The sequence below is a fragment of the Falsiroseomonas sp. HC035 genome (assembly GCF_050563525.1).
In the GTDB taxonomy this organism is placed as follows: Bacteria; Pseudomonadota; Alphaproteobacteria; order Acetobacterales; family Acetobacteraceae; genus Falsiroseomonas.
Genome location: NZ_JBNXUN010000006.1, coordinates 57,514 through 72,824 on the forward strand (window position 1 = coordinate 57,514; position 15,311 = coordinate 72,824).

A 15,311-nucleotide genomic window follows, 5' to 3' on the forward strand; every position below is an offset into this window, starting at 1 on the left:
TGCTTTTCGCAACTGCGAAAGGATAAGCGAAAACGACGGTGAACATACGGCGGAGGCTTAGCGCGGACAAGTCACCGCCCCGGTTCCAGGCACCGTCGAGACTTCGGGCTCAGGCCCGCATCACGAACAACAGCAGCAGGAACAGCAGCAGGGTGACGCCCTGCAGGATAACGCGCCAGCGCATCAGCCGGTTCGACCGGCCGCCGCCGCCATCCTCGCTGCGCACCATTCCCAGCATGCCCGCGAACATCACGCCGAGGGTGCCGAGCATCGAAAGGCCCACCAGGACCGTCAGGAAGGTCGTCATCGCGGCAACATGGCATGTAACGGCGCGCCAGCAAGGCGGGCAGCCCCCCTACTTGCGCGCCCCGGCTATCGCCACCGCGCCGATCGCGGTGGCGACGACGCACATCAGGAAGCCGGCGCCATAGCCGCCGGTCAGACCGATCAGGCCGGAAAAGGCCGGAGGCGCCACCAGCATGGTCATGCCGAAGGCGAAGGACAGCGCCGCGGTCGCGCCGCCGACCTGCCCGGGTGGGGCCAGTCGCGCCGCCTCCGCCAGCATCACGCCGTTCCAGCCCACCGCCGTTGCTCCCATCACCATGCCGGCGGCGGCCACCAGGAAACCCGGCCAGTCCGGCCCCGCGAAGGCCAGCGCCAGCCCGGCCAGCGCCGCGCCGATGCCGCAGGCCGCCAGCACGCGGGAGGCGCCGATCCGGTCCGCCAACAGCGCCCACCCGATCCGTCCGATCACACCCGCCGCCTGCGCGATCGCCAGTCTCAGCCCGGCCTCCCCGAGGCTGGTGCCGAGCGAGGCGACCTGGAAGGCGACGAAGAAGGTCGAGAAGCAGAACTGCGCGATGCCGTAGCCGCAGGACATCAGCGTCAGCCGCGCCAGTTCCTTGTCGGTCCGCAGCAGGCCGAGATTGGCGGCGGATTCGCGCAGCACCGCCAGCAGCCCGGCGCTGGCCCCGGGCCTGTCCCGGTCGCGGTCCAGCCCGGCGCGCAGCGGCTGGATGGCGATGGCGACCAGGAAGGCGATGCCGGCCATGCACAGGATGCTGGCCCGCCATCCGGCGACCAGCGCGATGGCCGGCGCCAGCGCGGCGACCACCATGGCCCCAAGCGGCACCCCGGCCTGCTTCAGGCTGAACACCAGCGCCCGGCGCCGGGCCGGAGTATGCGCCGCGATCAGGTGGCTGCCGCCCGGCGTCACCGGCCCATGGCCCATGCCAGCCAGGATGGCGGAGGCTGCCAGCGCCAAAGGATGCCCCAGCGCCGCCAGCGCAATGCCGCAGCCCAGTACCACCATGGAAATCTGCAGCATCCGCACCCCGCCCCAGCGGCGGATCAACGGCCCGGTCAGCGGCCCGGTCACCAGCGCCCCGGCGTAAACAAGCGCGGTGTGCAGCCCGGCCAGGCTTGCCGGTACGCCCGTTTCCGACGCCATGGCCGGCGCCAGCACCGGCACCGTCAGGAAGGCGCCCATGCCCGCCAGGTGCGCCGCCATAAGGGCCAGCATGATCAATGGCAGGGGAGGAGCGGCCGGTGTCACCCGCGCATCCTCCGCCCGGATGCGCTGCACCGCAACATGCCCACCTGACATTTCCGCCGGTCGGCTTGAGCCAGGCCGGCTTGAGCAAGGGTTGACCGCGCAGGCCGGAACAAGCTTCACCCCGGCCATGCACGCGCTGTTCCGGCTGCTCCCCCTCCTCCTCCTGCTGCTCGGTGCCCCGGCCCTGGGCCAGGCCCCCGCGCCCCAACCCGCGCCGCAGGCGAGTACCGCCGAGCTGGATCGGCTGCTGGCGACGCTGCGCGACGAGGCCGGCCGCGCCGCCCTGCTGCGCAACCTGGAGGCGCTGGTGGCGGCGCAGCGCGCGGCCCCGGCGGGAACCACGCCCGCCGCAGCGCCTCCCGCCACCGCGCCGACACCCGACGCCGCCGCTGCGCCCGCTGCCGCGCCTGCTGCACCTGCCGCCCCCGATGCCCCGCTGCTGGCGCCGAACACCCTGGGCGCGCAGTTGCTGATGGGCGCCTCCCAGCGCCTGCAAAGCCTGTCGGAGAGCCTCGTCGCGGCGGCAGAGGCGGCGACGGACTTGCCGGCCGTCGCGCGCTGGGCCTCCGATGCGGCGCGCGATCCGGTGACCCAGACCCGCGTCATCGACGCCGCCTGGAAGCTGGCGGTGCTGTTCGGCGCCGGCCTGCTGGCGGAATGGTTGACGCGGCGCTTCCTGCATCGGTTCTCGGACCGGTTGGATGCGCTGGCACCGGAAGCCGGCAGCGCCTGGACCTGGATGCGCCGGGTGCCGCTGGTGCTGGCGCGCTTCCTGCTGGACCTGGTGCCCCTGGCCGCCTTCGCCGTGATCTCCTACGGCATGATCGGCGCCGTCCGCCCGCTGCCGACCACCGAGTTGGTGCTGCTGACCGCGAACAACGCCTACATCGCGCTGCGCGCCGTGATGGCGCTGTCGCGCATGCTGTTCTCCCCGGCCTCGCATCACCTGCGGCTGGTGCCCTGCCTGGACGAGACGGCGGCCTACATCACCATCTGGGTTCGCCGGATCATGGCGGTGGCGATCTTCGGCTATGCGATGGCCGAAGCCGGGCTGCTGTTCGGCCTGCCCTGGGCCGCCTATGACGGCATCCTGCGGCTGTCGGCGCTGATCGTCACGCTGCTGCTCATCATCGTCATCCTGCAGAACCGCGGCGCCATGGCCGATGTGCTGCGCGCCCCCGAGCTCAAGCCCGGCGACCACCCGGACCGCGCGCGGCGCACGCTGCGCCTGGCGCGCGATCGCATCGCCGATATCTGGCACCTGCTGGCGATCCTGTGGCTGGTGGCGCTGTGGGGGGTGTGGGCGCTGGAGGTGCGGGACGGGTTCGACCGCCTGATCCGCGTCTCCATCGCCACCTTCGTCATCCTCGGCCTCGCCAAGCTGATCGACGAGGTGGCACGGCGCGCCATCGCCCGCGGCTTTCGCATCGGTCCGGACCTGGCCCGCCGCTATCCAGGGCTGGAACTGCGCGCAAACCGCTACCTGCCGGTGCTCAAGGGCATCTTCAGCGGGCTGATCGCCATCCTCACGCTGCTGTTCCTGCTGGAAGCCTGGGGCGTGCCGGCCTTCGCCTGGTTCCGCCGCGGCCAGCTCGGCGCCCGCCTGCTGTCCTCCCTCGTCTCGGTCGGACTGACGGTCGGCGTCGCGCTGGCGGTGTGGGAGGTGGCGAACGCCGCCATCCAGCGCTACCTCGTGCGCCTTTCGCGCGACGCGCAGGCCGCGCGCAGCGCCCGGGTGCGGACGCTGCTGCCGATGCTGCGCACGCTGCTGTCCGGCACCATCATCGTCTTCGTCGCGCTGAACGTGCTGACCGAAATCGGCGTCAACGTCGCGCCGCTGATCGCCGGTGCCGGAGTCATCGGCCTCGCCATCGGCTTCGGCTCGCAGACCCTGGTGCGGGACGTCATCACCGGCGTCTTCCTGCTGTTCGAGGATGCGGTGGCGGTCGGCGACGTGGTCTCGGTCGGCGGGCTGTCGGGGGTGGTGGAGCAACTGTCGATCCGCTCCATCAAGCTGCGGGCGCAGGATGGCAGCATCCACATCATCCCGTTCAGCGCCGTCACCACGGTGACGAACATGACCCGCGACTTCTCCTTCGCCGTGCTCGATGTCAGCGTCGCCTACGGCGAGGACACCGACCGGGTGGTCGAGGTGATGCGGGAGGTGGCGGCCGAGATCCGCGCCGATCCGAAGTTCAACCCGATCATCCGCGACGACCTGGAGGTGCTGGGTGTCGAGCGGCTGGCCGATTCCGGCGTGCTGATCCGCGCCCGCATCAAGGGCGAACCGATGGCACGGTGGAACATCGGCCGCGAGTTCAACCGCCGCATCAAGCAGCGCTTCGACAAGCTGGGCATCGAGATCCCCTACCCGCACCAGAAGCTGATCATCGACCGCGGCGAGGCTCGGCACCCTGCCGAGAAGGAGGACTTTCCCGCCGCGCCGGAACCCGCTAAGTCATAGGCGTGACGACCTTCCGGATCCTCACGGGCCGAATTACCGGCCCGGCCGCCTGACCCCGACCCCCGCAAGGGGATGGGCCACGCGCGGCCGGGTGCCTTCTCGGTTCTTCGCCACCCGATCCGGAGCCTTCCACATGTCAGATTACGATCCCGAGCCGCTCGTCGCGGCGCGCTTCACAGTGACGGCGGACGTCTTCCCCGGCCTGCTGTCCCGCATCCTGGAGCCCTTCGCCAAGCGCGACCTGGTGCCCGACAGCGTCCGCGCCACCCGCGATGGCGATGCCATGCGGGCGGAGGTGGCGCTGGGCGCCATGCCGCTCTGCATGGTGCACCTGGTTGCCGGCAATCTCGGCCAAATCATCGGCGTACGGCGGGTGGAGGCGATGGAGGGGCGCATCGTCCGGTTGGCCGCCTGAAAGGGATGTGATCCGGCGCCGATTGAAGCGCGGGGAGCACAGGGCCATTTCATGCGGACCATGATGTACCTCCTCGCCATACTCGTCCCGCCGCTCGCCATCCTGTTCGCAGGCAAGCCCTTCCAGGCCGTGTTCAACGGCCTGCTCTGGGTCGGCGGGCTGGTCTTCATCCTGCTGCCCTTCGTCGCCGGGCAGGCGGCCTGGGGCATCGCGGTGATCTGGGCGCTCGCCGTGGTGCATGGCCGCCGCAACGAGGCCCGCGACCGCGCCCTGGTCGAGGACGCGCTGCGCCGGCGCGGGTAGGCTCAACATTTTCCGAGTCGTCCGGCGTACGCGCCGGACCTGAAAATGCTCTATCCCAGCTTCGGCTGCGTCTTCATGACTGAGGGCCGTGCCGCCATTCGCGCATGCCAAGCCGCCAGCTTCGGGCTGTCACCCAGTGCCGCCTGCCCGGCCTCGACCATCACCAGGTAGTCGAGCACCGGCAGCAGGTGCAGGTCGGCCAGGGTCACCTGCCCGCCGCACAGCAGGTCGCCCTGGACCAGGGATTCGATCACCCGCAGGCTCCGGCGCGTCGCCTCCAGGCCCGCCTCCAGCAGCGCCGCATCGGCGGTGCCGCCCTGCATCGGCACCACCACCGCTTGCCAGAACACCTTCCCGACCATGGCGCCGTAGGCGTAGCTGTCGATGATGCCGCAGATCTGCGTCATCCGCGCGCGAACCCTGGCATCCGCCGGTTGCAGGGCCGGACCGGAGAAGGCTTCGTCGATATACCGCGTGATTGCGAAGGTCTCGAACAGGACGAAGCCGTCATGCTCGAAGGCCGGCACCTTGCCCCAGGGCTGCCGCGCCAAATGTTCCGGCGCATGGCCCTTGCCGGACAGGATGTCGACCTCGTTCAGTTCGTAGGCGACGCCCTTCTCCTCCAGCGCCAGGCGGGCGGTGCGGGCGTAGGTGCTGTAGCCGGGACCGTGCAGGATGACCGACATCTTGTTTCCTCCCAGGTGCGTCGCGCGCGGCTACAGGAACCCGACCGGGTCCACATCCACCTGCACCCGCACGCTGTTCGGCAGCTTCACACGTTCCAGCCATTCGCGCAGCAGCGGTTGCACCGGCACGTCCTTGCGGGCCTTCAGCAGCAGCCGTCGCCTGTGCCGCCCCCGCAGCAAAGCGAGCGGCGCCGGCGCCGGCCCCAGAACCTCCACCCCCTCCGCCCTTGGCGCGGCAAGGCCGAGGTCGCGGGCGGCACGGTCCGCCTCCCGCTCATCCTGGGAACTCACCACCAGAGCAGCGAGGCGGCCGAAGGGAGGCCAGTGGCCAGGGCGGCGGCCGGCGGCCTCGGCGGACATGAAGGCCTCCAGGTCGCCGGAGACCAGCGCCTGCATCACCGGGTGATCCGGATTGAAGGTCTGCATCAGCACACGCCCCGGCGCCTCCGCCCGCCCGGCGCGGCCGGCGACCTGGTGCAGCAGTTGCAGCGTACGCTCCGCCGCCCGCAGGTCGCCACCGGCAAGGCCCAGATCGGCATCGACCACGCCGACCAGAGTAAGCCCCGGGAAGTGCCAGCCCTTGGCCACGATCTGCGTGCCGATGATCAAGTCCACCTGCCGGGCCGAGATCGCCGCCGCGGCCGCCGCCGCCGCCGCCGGGCCAGGGATGGTGTCGCTGGCCATGACGATGCGCCGCGCATCCGGGAACAGCGACGTCGCTTCCTCCACCACCCGTTCCACGCCCGGCCCGACGGGCGTCAGCGTGCCGGGGGCGGCGCATTCCGGGCAGACGGGTGGGATCGGCTCGGCATGGCCGCAATGGTGGCATTGCAGGCGCTTCTGCGCGCGGTGTTCCACCAGCCAGGCGGTGCAGTTCGGGCAGCGCATGCGGTGGCCGCAGGCGCGGCACAGCGTCAGCGGCGCATAGCCGCGGCGGTTGAGGAAGAGCATCGCCTGTTCGCCGCGCGCCAGCGTCTCCCGGATCGCCTCCACCAGCGGCGGCGCCAGGAAGCGGCCGCGCTCGGGCGGCGATTTCCGCAGGTCCAGCGCCTCGACCCGCGCCATGCCGGCGGCGCCGTGGCGTTCCGGCAGGTCGAGATGCGCGTAGCGGCCGGCCTCGACGTTGTTCAGCGTCTCCAGGGACGGCGTGGCGGAAACCAGGACGCAGGACGCCTTCGCAAGTCGGGCGCGGACCACCGCCATGTCGCGGGCGTGGTAGACGACGCCCTCCTCCTGCTTGAAGGCGGTCTCGTGCTCCTCGTCCACCACCACCAGGCCGAGGTCGGGGAAGGGCAGGAACAGGGCGGAGCGCGCGCCGACCAGCACCCCCACCTCCCCTTCGGCCACCGCCCGCCAGGTTTTTGCGCGCGTGCGGGAGCCCAGTTCCGAGTGCCACAGGGCCGGGTCGACGCCGAAGCGGTCCCGGAAGCGTTCCAGCCATTGGGCGGACAAGGCGATCTCCGGCAGCAGCACCAGCGCCTGCCGGCCGGCCCGCAGACATTCCGCGACGGCGTCGAGGTAGACCTCGGTCTTGCCGGACCCGGTCACGCCGGTCAGCAGCGTGACGGAGAAATCCCGGGCCGCGACCTTGCCCCGCAACGCCGCCGCGGCCAGCGCCTGTTCCACGCCGAGCACCGGGCCGGCATGGTCCGGGTCCGGCGGCGCGAAAGCCCGGCCGGGCGGCAGCAGGGCCGGCACCAGCAGGCCGGCATCGGCCATGCCGCGGATCACGGCGGGGGAAACGCCGGCGGCCTCGGCCAGATCGCGGCCGGCACGGACCTCGCCCGGTGCCAGCGCCGCCAGCACGCGGGCGCGGGCGGGGGTCAGCTTGCGGGTGGCCTCCGCGGGGGCCGCCTGCCAGCCGGCGCGGGCCGGCGCCGGCTCCAGCGCGGCCGGCGCGCTCATCGCCATGCGCAATACGGCACCGGGCGGGGCCAGGGTATAGGCGGCGACCCAGGCGACGAAGCGGCGCAACGTCTCGCCCATCGGCGGCGCGTCCAGCACCTCGGCCACGTTGCGCAGCCTGGCCTCCGGCAGCGCGGGGTCGGTGGCGCCGTCCCAGGCGACACCCACCACCTGCCGCCCGCCGAGCGGCACCACCACGAAATCGCCAGGATTGACCGTCATGCCGGCCGGCACGCGGTAGTCATACGCACCAGCCACCAGCGGAAGTGGCAGCAGAACACGGATTCGTGGCGCAGAAGACACGCCCGCCGGTTGGTTCGGATGCGGCGCCTTCCACCCGGGGGGGTGCATGCTATAAGCTCCAAGACAAACAAAACCGAAACAAAATAAACCGCGGCGTATGCGCGGGACGTGCGTTGCAGAACCTGACGTTATAGGAATTGCGTCTGATGAAATTCTTTGTCGACACGGCCGACGTCTCGGAAATTCGCGGGTTGGCGGAAGCCGGGCTGGTCGACGGCGTGACCACCAACCCGAGCCTGATCGCCAAGTCCGGGCGCAAGATGGCGGATGTCATCGCCGAGATCTGCGCCATCACCGATGGCCCCGTGAGCGCGGAGGTCACCGCCACCGATTTCGCCGGCATGCTGGCCGAAGGCAAGTACCTGCGTGGCATCGCCGCCAATGTCGCGGTGAAGGTGCCGCTGACGGAAGCTGGGCTGCGCACCTGCCGGGCGCTGGCGAACGAGGGTACGCCGGTCAATGTCACGCTCTGCTTCTCCGCCGCCCAGGCGCTGCTGGCGGCGAAGGCGGGGGCGGCCTTCATCTCGCCCTTCGTCGGCCGGCTGGACGACATCGCGACCGACGGCATGCTGCTGATCGCCGATATCGTGCAGATCTACCGCAACTACCCCGGGATCAAGACGGAAGTGCTGGTCGCTTCCGTCCGCCACCCGATCCACCTCGTGCAGGCCGCCAAGCTGGGCGCGCATGTGGCAACCCTGCCGCCCGGCGTCATCCGGCAGCTTCTGAAGCACCCGCTGACCGATAGCGGGCTGTCCGCCTTCCTCGCCGATTGGGCCAAGACGGGGCAAAGCATCCTGTGAAGACGAACGCCGCCACCATCCTCGACACCACCGCCGGTCGTGCCGCGCCTGATCCGCAGGGCCTTGACTCGATGGCCGAGGAGGTTGCGGCGTACCTGGCCGAACACCCGGATTTCCTCGCCCGCCGGCCAGACCTCTACCGCGCCCTGACGCCGCCGCGCCGCATCCACGGGGAGAACATGGCCGACCACATGGTCGCCATGGTCGCCGCCGAACGCGCCCGCACCCGCGGCCTGGAAGCCGAGATGCGCGCCGCGATCGACGATGGCCGCGCCGGGGCCACGCTGATGATGCAGGTCCGCCTCGCCGTGCTGGCGCTGATGCGCTCGCGCGACGTGGTGGAGACGGTGATGCAGGAACTGCCGGCGCTGCTGCGGGTGGAAAGCTGCAACCTGCTGGTGGAACCGGGCCCGCACAACCAGGACCGCGGCTTCGGCTTTCGCCGCGCCGGGATGCTGGCGCTGCCCGCCGGCGGCGTTTCCAACCTGATCGGCCGAGGGCGCGATGCCCGCGTGCGGACCGAGGTGACGGATGCCGTGCTGCTGCACACGGAAGCCGCGCCGCTGGTGACGCGGGATGCGCTGATCCGCGTGCCGCTGTCCTGCAACACGCCCTGCCTGCTGGCCCTCGGCGCGCGGGATGCGTCGGCGCTGCCGGTGCGGCAGACGACGACGACCTTCGCCTTCCTCGGCCGCACCGTCGCGGCGGCGCTGTCCCGCTAGCCCATGGAGGGCGCGCAGGCCCTGGCCGGCTGGCTCGCCATGCTGGCCGCGGAACGCCGCGCGAGTCCGCATACGGTCGAGGCCTATGGCCAGGACCTGTCGCTGTTTCTCGGCTTCCTGACGAAGCACCTGGGGGAGGAGCCGGATGTCGCGGCGCTCGGCGCGCTGCGACCGGCTGATCTCCGTGCCTTCCTGGCGGACCGCGCCCGCCTCGGCGACGGCAACACCACCCGCGCCCGCCGCCTGGCGGCGCTGCGCGGCTTCCTGCGGCATCTGGCCAAGCGGCACGGGCAGCCAGCCACCGCCCTGGCCGGGCTGCGCGGACCACGCGCGGGCAAGCCGGTGCCGCGGGCGCTTTCACCATCCGAAGCCAAGGAAGCCGCCGCCGGCATCGGCGCCGTGCACGACCCGGACCGGGCGGAACAGCCGAGGATGCAGGCGGCGCGCGACGTGGCGCTGTTCACCCTGCTGTATGGCTGTGGGCTGCGCATCGCGGAGGCCCTGGCGCTGCAGGTGGGCGATGCACCGCGACCGGGCCAGGACGGCGCCCTGCGAGTGACGGGCAAGGGCAACAAGCAGCGCCTGGTGCCGGTGCTGCCCGCGGTGCGCCAGGCAATGGAAGCGTGGCTGGCCGAACACCCGGACCGCCGTCCGGACGCGCCGCTGTTCGTCGGCGCCCGCGGCGGGCGGCTGGACCCGGCGGTGGCGCAGCGTTCCCTGCGCAACTGGCGTCGGTTGGCCGGCCTGCCGGAACATGCGACGCCGCATGCGCTGCGGCACTCCTTCGCGACGCATCTGCTGGGCGGCGGCGCCGACCTGCGGTCGATTCAGGAACTGCTTGGCCACGCCAGCCTGTCGACCACGCAGCGCTACACCAGCGTGGATGCGGCGTCCCTGCTGGAGACCTGGCGCCAGGCGCATCCGCGCGCCGATTAACCCAAAGCCAGGCCGCCGCCCCAGCGCCACCAGTCCTGTGGCAGGGCCGCTGCCGCCGCCTCGGCTCCGGCCGGGTCCGGAAACAACCCGAAGCAGGTGGCGCCGGAGCCGCTCATCCGCGCCATCAGGCAGCCGGGCCGTGCCGCGATCGCGGCCAATACCTCCGCCACCGGGGGGCATAGGCCGATCGCCGCCTCCTGCAGATCATTGCCGAGTGGCCGCAGCCAATCCGCCAGCGCCGCGGCATTGGCGAAGCCCGCCGGCATGGCGGGCTCTGCCGAGAAACCCGGCACCCGCGCCCGGAACACCGCGGGCGTCGCCAGTGCGACCTGCGGATTGGCCAGCAGCAGGCCGAGCGGCGGCAGCGCCGGCACCGGGGACAGCACCTCCCCCACCCCACGCATCCGCGCCGGCCGGCTTCCGACGCAGACCGGCACATCTGCCCCGAGCCCGGCCGCCACCCGCGCCAGCCCCTCCGGCCCCAGCCGTGTGTCCCACAGCGCATCCAGCACCCGCAGCGCCGCCGCCGCATCAGCCGACCCGCCACCGATGCCGGACGCCACCGGCAGATGCTTTTCCAGGTGCAGCGCCGCCAGTGCGGGGCGGCCCACAGCGGCTGCCAGCGCACGCGCCGCGCGCAGCACCAGGTTGTCCGGCTCCGCCGCCAGCGCCGTCGATTCCGGCCCGGCCAGGGTCAATTCCAGCCGGTCGGAGGCCTGGGCCGAGACGCGGTCTCCGACGCCGGCGAAGACCGCCAGGCTGTCCAGCAGGTGGTACCCGTCCTCGCGCCGGCCGGTGATGCGGAGGAAAAGGTTGACCTTGGCCGGTGCGAAGCCCGGCGCCTGCCCGCTCACTCGCTGCGCTGCGCCGTCGCGGCAGGCGGCTCGGGCAGGCCGTGGCGCAGCTTCTGCGTGATCTTGGCCAGGTCCGCCGCCTCCGGCTCCAGGCCGAGCGCGCGGCTCCACTGGAAGCGGGCCTCCTGCTGCCGGCCAGCGGCCCAATAGGCGTCGCCCAGGTGGTCGTTGATGACGGAGTTGCGCGGCTCCAGCTCCACCGCCCGTTCCAGGGCGGCAATGGCCCCCGGGATGTCGCCCATGCGGAACAGCGCCCAGCCGAGGCTGTCGACGATGTTGCCGTCGTTCGGCCGCAGCGCCACCGCGCGTTCCAGCATCTGGCGTGCCTCCGGCAACCGCTCGCTGCGCTCGACCCAGGTATAGGCGAGGTAGTTCAGGACGTAGGGCTGGTCGGGCGAAAGCTCCAGCGCACGGCGGAAATCCGCCTCCGCCTTCGGCCAGTCGCCGGATCTCTCGTTGGAGATGCCGCGGGCATAGAACAGCGGCCAGTCCTGCACGCCGGGCGTGGCGATGCGCGCGGCGGCTTGGTCATAGGCGGCGACCGCATCCGGGAAGCGGCTGCGGGCGCGCAGCAGGTCGCCGAGCCGCAGCAGCGGCTGCGGTGCCGTCGGCAGGTCCACCGCCAGCCCGCGCAGCGCCGCCTCCGCCGCCTCCACCCGCTCCAGCCGGTCGAACAGCGTGGCGCGACGCAGCGCGGTAACGGTGGCAAGCGGATCGGCGGCCGGCACGGCCTCCAGCACCCGCAGCGCGCTGTCCGGATGGTTCTCCTCGGCATAGCCTTCCGCGATCAGCAGCAGCGTGGGCGCGAAATCGGGGCGCAGCCGCAGCGAAAGCCGCGCCAGGATCAGCGCCGCATCGCCCGCCCCCTGCTGGCGCAGCGCGGTGGCGAGGGAGAGGTAGGATTCGGCGATGCCCTCCACCGCCGAGGCCATGCCCCGCGCACCCAGCAGCGCCTGCCGGCCGACATCGGTTCCGGCAGCGACGGCATAGTCGCCCGGGCCGCGGCCGAGGCCGTCCACCAGCGCCATCGCCTCCGCCTCCCGCCCGCTGCGCACCAGGATGGCGGTGGCCAGTTGCAGCAGGCGGATGGATGGCGCTGGCGTTTCGGCCATGGCGATCCGGATGGCGCGCTCCGCCTCCCGCGGCCGGCCAGCGAGATCGGCGATGAGCGCCAGGTGCAGCGCGTGGATGCCGCGCAGCGCGCCAGCTTCCGTCAGGGGTCGCAGCGTTGCCATGGCGGCATCGGTCTGGCCGCGGCCCTGCTGCATCCAGGCCAGAAGCAGCGGCCGCAGCAGCTGCGCGGGGCCGGTGTTGGGCAGCGCGCGCACGCGGCCCTCGGCGCGTTCCCAGCGGCCGGCCAGCGCCTCCGACCCAACCAGCAGCAGCCCGGCGGTCTGGTTGCGCGGCAGGCGGCGGGCCAGGCGCAGCGCCTCCGGCCGCCCGTCCAGCAGCGCCGCGGCGAAGGCGCGGGTCAGCACCTCCGCCTGGTCTGGATCGCGCCGCAGCGCCTCCAGCAGCCGGTCGGCGGCGGCGGCTGTATCCGTCTCGGACTGCGCGAAGCGGCCCGCGAGGTAGGTGCCGAAGACACCAACCGGCTCAGCGGCGACCTGCGGCACGGTGGCCGGGCTCGGCGTGCCGGCGGCGGCACCACCGGCCACCATGGCGGCCAGCAGCAGAAGGATGCGGCGGGGCGGGAGGGAGCTGTTCATGTCGGAAAACCTAGCAGGCAAGCCGGCCGCCTTGCCAGGATGGCGTGGCCGCGCTGCAACAGGGTGCAGCGTGGCGATGCCGAAAAGACACGGCGCGGATCATGATCCGGCCTTCCGCTTCGCGCGCTTCACGCCTCCGGCCGTTCCAGCCTGTGGCGATCACGCTCTATCCCATGCCGAGCACCAGCAGCAGCACCGCGCCGCCGGCCCAGAAGGCCATGGTGGCGACCTGCGAAGCGCCAAGCCGTTCGGCAATGGCGGCCGGGATGGCGGAGGCCAGCAGCGTGGCGGTCGCGACGATCAGGCTGGCGCCGTAGTAGATCAGCTCCTGCACCGGGGTGACCACCTGCGGGTACCACAGCGGCCAAAGCCCGAAGACCAGGCCGGTGGCGGGGCTGGTCATGCCGGTCAGCAGGCTGGCCGTCATCGCGACCAGGAACAGCGTCTGTGGGCTCATCGGATCATGCTCAAGCCGGCGCCAGCCGCGGCGCCCAGCCGGCGGACCACATGAAGATGCCGAAGGCCATGCGGAAGCTGAAGATCCAGAAGGCTGCGACCAGCGGCAGATACTGCGGCGCGACGTAGCGCGGCACCAGCCAGGACGCGGCGCGCACCGCCCAATCGGTCAGCAGGCGGAACCAGCGCCAGATGTACAGCCGGCTGTCGGGGGCGATGAAGAACTGCATCAGGAAACGGCCGAAAAGCGTCCAGCCGACCACGGCCAGGCTGTAGGTCACCAGCCAGAACGGAAGGTGCCCGAGGATGAAATGCGGCTGGTCCATCGGTCACCGGAAAAGGCTGCGGACAGAGGAAGGGCGGGGCACCCTTCGGCGCCCCGCCCGTGGTTCAGGCATACAGGCGCCTGTCAGTCCAGCACCTTCTCCCCACCCACCATGCGCACGCCGCCGCGCGGCGTCCGGATGCTGTCGATGAAGTCCTGCATCGCCTGGGACGGTGCCGGCGTCATCAGGCTGACGACGAAGGTGGTGAGGAAGGCGGCCGGGATGCCGAACAGGCCGCAGGAGATGTTCCGCACCCCGAACCACAGCGGCATGCCGTAGTACTGCGTGCCGATCAGGTAGAACAGACAGACGCCGTAGCCCACGATCATGCCGGCGACGGCGCCGGCGGAGGTGGTGCGTTTCCACCAGACACCCATCACCAGCGCCGGGAACAGCCCAGATGCGGCGATGGAGAAGGCCCAGGCCACCATGGCCAGGATGCCGGCGGGCCGTGTGCTGGCCACCCAGGCCGCGACGATCGCGACGGCGATCAGCAGAACACGCGCCATGGTCAGGCGGCGCTTGGCGTTCGCCTTCGGGTCGATCATCCGGAAGTAGATGTCATGGCTCAGCGCGTTGGCGATGGCCAGCAGCAATCCGTCCGCGGTGGACAGCGCCGCCGCCAGGCCACCGGCGGCGACCAGGCCGGCGATGACGTAGGGCAGGCCGGCGATTTCCGGCGTCGCCAGCACGATGGCATCGGCGTTGATGACGAATTCGCGGAACTGCAGGATGCCGTCCGCATTCGCATCCGTCACCCGCACCAGGCCGATGTTGGTCCAGATGCTGACCCATTCCGGCAGGCTCGCGATCGGCGCGCCGATGACGTTGGTGAAGACTTCCAGCTTGGCGAAGGCCGCATAGGCCGGCGCGGTAAAGTACAGCAGGAAGATGAAGAACAGGCTCCACGCCACGGACTTCCGCGCATCGCGCACGGATGGCGTGGTGAAGTAGCGCATCAGGATATGCGGCAGCGCCGCCGTGCCAATCATCAGGCAGAAGATCAGCCCGAAGAAGTTCAAGGGGTCGGAGTTGATGAACGGCGTGACGTGGGATGGCGCTCCCGCCAGGGCCTCCTTCGTCGTGCGCAGCAGCTCGATCTGCTCGAGCGCCTGGCCGTACATCAGCTGCGGAATCGGCACGCCCGTCACCTTGGCGGACAGCAGCACGACCGGCAGCAGGTAGGCGATGATCAGGATGATGTACTGTGCCACCTGCGTCCAGGTGACGGCGCGCATGCCACCGAGCATGGAGCAGACCAGGATGCCGGCGAGGCCCACGAACACCGCGACCTCGAAGGAGATGCCGAGGAAGCGGGACGCGATGATGCCGGTGCCGAAGATCTGCGCCACGACATAGGTGAAGGACGCCGACATCAGCACGATGACGCCGCAGAACCGCGCCAGGTTGCCGCCGTACCGCGCGCCCAGGAAGTCCGGCACGGTGTAAGCGCCGAACTTGCGCAGATAGGGCGCCAGCAGGATCGCCACCAGCACGTAGCCGCCGGTCCAGCCCAGCACGAAGGCAAGGCCGTCATAGCCCTGCAGGTACAGCGTGCCGGCCATGCCGATGAAGGAGGCGGCGGACATCCAGTCCGAACCCGTCGCCATGCCGTTGTACAGCGCCGGGACCCGCCGGCCCGCCACGTAGTATTCCGACACCTGCGCGGTGCGCGAGAGGTAGCCGATCAGCGCGTAGACGCCGATGGTCAGGAAGACGAACAGGTAGCCGATGATCCGGTTCGGCACGCCGACCTGTTCCAGCACCGCCAGGACCAGCACGAAGGCGGCGAAGCCGCCGGTGTACCAGCCGTAGACGCGGCCAAGATTGGACAGGAAGTCGCCGCTGTCGGCGCTTTTCGGGGAATCCGACAT

15 protein-coding genes are annotated in these 15,311 nt (G+C 71.3%); 6 read left to right on the plus strand and 9 right to left on the minus strand.

The window, feature by feature from the left end; genetic code table 11:
* Window positions 1–109 precede the first annotated feature (109 nt).
* Complete coding sequence (locus ACLF3G_RS14590) at window positions 110–307, minus strand: twin transmembrane helix small protein (RefSeq protein WP_430670113.1); 198 nt, start codon at window positions 305–307, stop codon at window positions 110–112.
* Window positions 308–355: 48 nt separating this feature from the next.
* On the minus strand, window positions 356–1,606 hold the full coding sequence (locus ACLF3G_RS14595; RefSeq protein ID WP_430670114.1) for an MFS transporter: 1,251 nt from the start codon (window positions 1,604–1,606) through the stop codon (window positions 356–358).
* A 40-nt stretch (window positions 1,607–1,646) separates the two neighbouring features.
* Between ACLF3G_RS14595 and ACLF3G_RS14600 the strand changes: the two genes are divergently transcribed.
* The 3 genes from ACLF3G_RS14600 to ACLF3G_RS14610 all read left to right on the plus strand — a co-directional run bounded on the left by ACLF3G_RS14600 (window position 1,647) and on the right by ACLF3G_RS14610 (window position 4,737).
* Entirely contained in the window at window positions 1,647–4,019 is a 2,373-nt protein-coding gene (locus ACLF3G_RS14600) for a mechanosensitive ion channel domain-containing protein (RefSeq protein WP_430670115.1), read from the plus strand.
* 133 nt (window positions 4,020–4,152) lie between these two features.
* Complete coding sequence (locus tag ACLF3G_RS14605) at window positions 4,153–4,434, plus strand: hypothetical protein (RefSeq protein ID WP_430670116.1); 282 nt, start codon at window positions 4,153–4,155, stop codon at window positions 4,432–4,434.
* Between the two features lie 60 nt (window positions 4,435–4,494).
* Window positions 4,495–4,737, plus strand: a complete 243-nt coding sequence (locus tag ACLF3G_RS14610) for a hypothetical protein (protein WP_430670117.1) — start codon at window positions 4,495–4,497, stop codon at window positions 4,735–4,737.
* Between the two features lie 50 nt (window positions 4,738–4,787).
* Here ACLF3G_RS14610 and ACLF3G_RS14615 read toward each other — a convergent pair whose 3' ends face one another.
* Together ACLF3G_RS14615 and ACLF3G_RS14620 are read right to left on the minus strand one after the other, a co-directional pair.
* Entirely contained in the window at window positions 4,788–5,423 is a 636-nt protein-coding gene (locus ACLF3G_RS14615) for a glutathione S-transferase family protein (protein ID WP_430670118.1), read from the minus strand.
* Window positions 5,424–5,453: 30 nt separating this feature from the next.
* Window positions 5,454–7,679, minus strand: coding sequence for a primosomal protein N' (locus ACLF3G_RS14620; RefSeq protein WP_430670119.1), 2,226 nt, complete (start codon window positions 7,677–7,679; stop codon window positions 5,454–5,456).
* Between the two features lie 98 nt (window positions 7,680–7,777).
* Here ACLF3G_RS14620 and fsa point away from each other — a divergent pair, with 98 nt between their 5' ends.
* From fsa to ACLF3G_RS14635, 3 genes are read left to right on the plus strand one after another with little or no spacing between them, the layout of a single operon-like run.
* Entirely contained in the window at window positions 7,778–8,434 is a 657-nt protein-coding gene (gene fsa, locus ACLF3G_RS14625) for a fructose-6-phosphate aldolase (RefSeq protein ID WP_430670120.1), read from the plus strand.
* The gene (locus ACLF3G_RS14630; protein ID WP_430670121.1) at window positions 8,431–9,156 is read left to right on the plus strand and encodes a DUF484 family protein; all 726 of its coding nucleotides are present in this window, start codon (window positions 8,431–8,433) and stop codon (window positions 9,154–9,156) included. Before fsa ends, ACLF3G_RS14630 begins: the two co-directional genes overlap by 4 nt.
* Before the next feature lie 3 nt (window positions 9,157–9,159).
* Window positions 9,160–10,092 (plus strand): tyrosine recombinase XerC, encoded by a 933-nt coding sequence (locus tag ACLF3G_RS14635; protein WP_430670122.1) that lies wholly within the window; start codon window positions 9,160–9,162, stop codon window positions 10,090–10,092.
* Here ACLF3G_RS14635 and ACLF3G_RS14640 read toward each other — a convergent pair.
* The 5 genes from ACLF3G_RS14640 to ACLF3G_RS14660 all read right to left on the minus strand — a co-directional run bounded on the left by ACLF3G_RS14640 (window position 10,089) and on the right by ACLF3G_RS14660 (window position 15,311).
* Window positions 10,089–10,946 (minus strand): 4-(cytidine 5'-diphospho)-2-C-methyl-D-erythritol kinase, encoded by an 858-nt coding sequence (locus tag ACLF3G_RS14640; protein WP_430670123.1) that lies wholly within the window; start codon window positions 10,944–10,946, stop codon window positions 10,089–10,091. The two genes, ACLF3G_RS14635 and ACLF3G_RS14640, sit on opposite strands and share 4 nt — an antisense overlap.
* Entirely contained in the window at window positions 10,943–12,655 is a 1,713-nt protein-coding gene (locus ACLF3G_RS14645; RefSeq protein WP_430670124.1) for a tetratricopeptide repeat protein, read from the minus strand. Before ACLF3G_RS14645 ends, ACLF3G_RS14640 begins: the two co-directional genes overlap by 4 nt.
* A gap of 166 nt (window positions 12,656–12,821) precedes the next feature.
* A complete protein-coding gene (locus ACLF3G_RS14650; protein ID WP_430670125.1) occupies window positions 12,822–13,112 on the minus strand; it encodes a hypothetical protein in 291 nt (96 codons plus the stop codon).
* Window positions 13,113–13,122: 10 nt separating this feature from the next.
* Window positions 13,123–13,437 (minus strand): hypothetical protein, encoded by a 315-nt coding sequence (locus tag ACLF3G_RS14655; protein ID WP_430670126.1) that lies wholly within the window; start codon window positions 13,435–13,437, stop codon window positions 13,123–13,125.
* Window positions 13,438–13,520: 83 nt separating this feature from the next.
* Window positions 13,521–15,311 (minus strand): sodium:solute symporter family protein, encoded by a 1,791-nt coding sequence (locus ACLF3G_RS14660; RefSeq protein WP_430670127.1) that lies wholly within the window; start codon window positions 15,309–15,311, stop codon window positions 13,521–13,523.